The sequence below is a fragment of the Falsigemmobacter faecalis genome (genome assembly GCF_003863335.1).
Classification (GTDB): Bacteria; Pseudomonadota; Alphaproteobacteria; order Rhodobacterales; family Rhodobacteraceae; genus Wagnerdoeblera; species Wagnerdoeblera faecalis.
On the sequence record NZ_RRAZ01000093.1, the window covers coordinates 1 to 1,539 of the forward strand.

The following is a 1,539-nucleotide window of genomic DNA, read 5'->3' on the forward strand; positions in this document are numbered from 1 at the left end:
GCCGGACTCTAATCGCAGATGGAGGAAAAATCCCGTGGCAGGTCAACGTCCATAGATGTAAAATGAGGCCGTGCTGAGGCCATATGTCCGGCAGACAGCCGGAACGGCCACACCGCTTTCGGCTTCGCGCAGCACAGCCATGATCTGCGGTTCGGCAAATCTCGTCTTCTTCATCGGAATCTCCTCGATCAACGCTACGAGAAAATTCTACGCTGGAGCCCCACTAATTTTGGGGAGGATTACCCTTTGCATCGCGCTGACTGCTCTCATTATGATGAGGACATGCGATTTTCTGTTCTCCAGTTGACACAGACTCGATCAGATATATCTGATTTATCGAATTACTCAAAAAGGCAATCTTCATTTTTTAGGGATTAATTTCTCAATGACCCCCATCGAACGTCAGAAAATTTTAAATGTTGGCATTTTAACATTGCCGCTGCACACGAATTTTGGAGGCATTCTGCAGGCCGTTGCATTGTACAACTTTCTGTCAGGGGAAGGGCATAATGTCACTCTTATTCGCGCGGCTGCCCCGCGCCCTCTTCATTTACGATTATTGAGCCGTGCACTTAGAAATACCCCTTTTCAAAATTTCTTTGGAATTCGTGGTAATTTTTTGCTGCTAGAATCGCATACACCATTTCTCAGGCGATATATCGCCACGCAAACACGTCGTTTGCGTGGCTTTTATGAGTTGAGGAATTTTGTGCAGGGGTCCAATTTAGACGCTGTCATCGTTGGCAGCGATCAAGTGTGGCGACCAGAATATGGTATGGGGGTTGATATAAGAAGATACTTTCTGGATTTTGCAGATGAGCCGGTCCTTAAAGTATCTTATGCAGCTTCTTTTGGTCTAAGTAGGTGGAATTACCAGGATTATATTCCTGAACTGACTAATCTTCTTTTAAAATTTAATGCTATCTCCCTAAGAGAGGGGTCTGGAGTGAAAATTTGCTGCGACACTTTTGGGCGCGACGATGGGCAAGTCGTCCTCGACCCAACACTGCTCATGCCAGCATCCTTCTACGAGCAGATGTTGCCCCGAGATGAGGAGGTCCCTCAAAAGAAACTTACCGTGTTGAAATATGTGTTGGACGCTATCGATGCTTGCAATATAGTGGAGAAGGAAATCGTTCAGAGTCTCGGTGCAGACGTTATTGTTACCAGCATTGCTGCTGGAAATAATTCCACAGTACTTACGGTGCCTGAATGGCTGAGTAAGTTCAAGACTGCCGATTACGTTATAACTGACTCATATCACGGCATGATTTTTTCCATTATTTTTCAGAAACAATTCATCGTAGTTCCAAATATGTGCAGGGGGGGGGATCGTTTCATGTCGCTTGCGCGAATGCTTTTTCTGGAAAGTCGTGTCCATTTTGATGGTCAAGATTTTCAGCTGCCTGCAAAGGAAATAGATTACGAGCACACACATAGTTTAATTTCAGATTTAAGGCATAAATCGGTTGCTTTCATTCGAAAATCTCTCTTTAACAGGGTGCTGAAATAGTCGGGCCTGGACGCGAATTGCGGAAC

The 1,539-nt window shown here is 45.2% G+C and carries 2 protein-coding genes; one reads left to right on the top strand and one right to left on the bottom strand.

What is annotated here, in order from left to right; all coding sequences use genetic code 11:
• Positions 1–42 precede the first annotated feature (42 nt).
• The gene (locus EG244_RS20190) at positions 43–174 is read right to left on the bottom strand and encodes a transposase (protein ID WP_124966917.1); all 132 of its coding nucleotides are present in this window, start codon (positions 172–174) and stop codon (positions 43–45) included.
• Positions 175–385: 211 nt separating this feature from the next.
• Here EG244_RS20190 and EG244_RS20195 point away from each other — a divergent pair, with 211 nt between their 5' ends.
• Positions 386–1,513 (top strand): polysaccharide pyruvyl transferase family protein, encoded by a 1,128-nt coding sequence (locus EG244_RS20195; RefSeq protein ID WP_124966918.1) that lies wholly within the window; start codon positions 386–388, stop codon positions 1,511–1,513.
• Positions 1,514–1,539 lie beyond the last annotated feature (26 nt).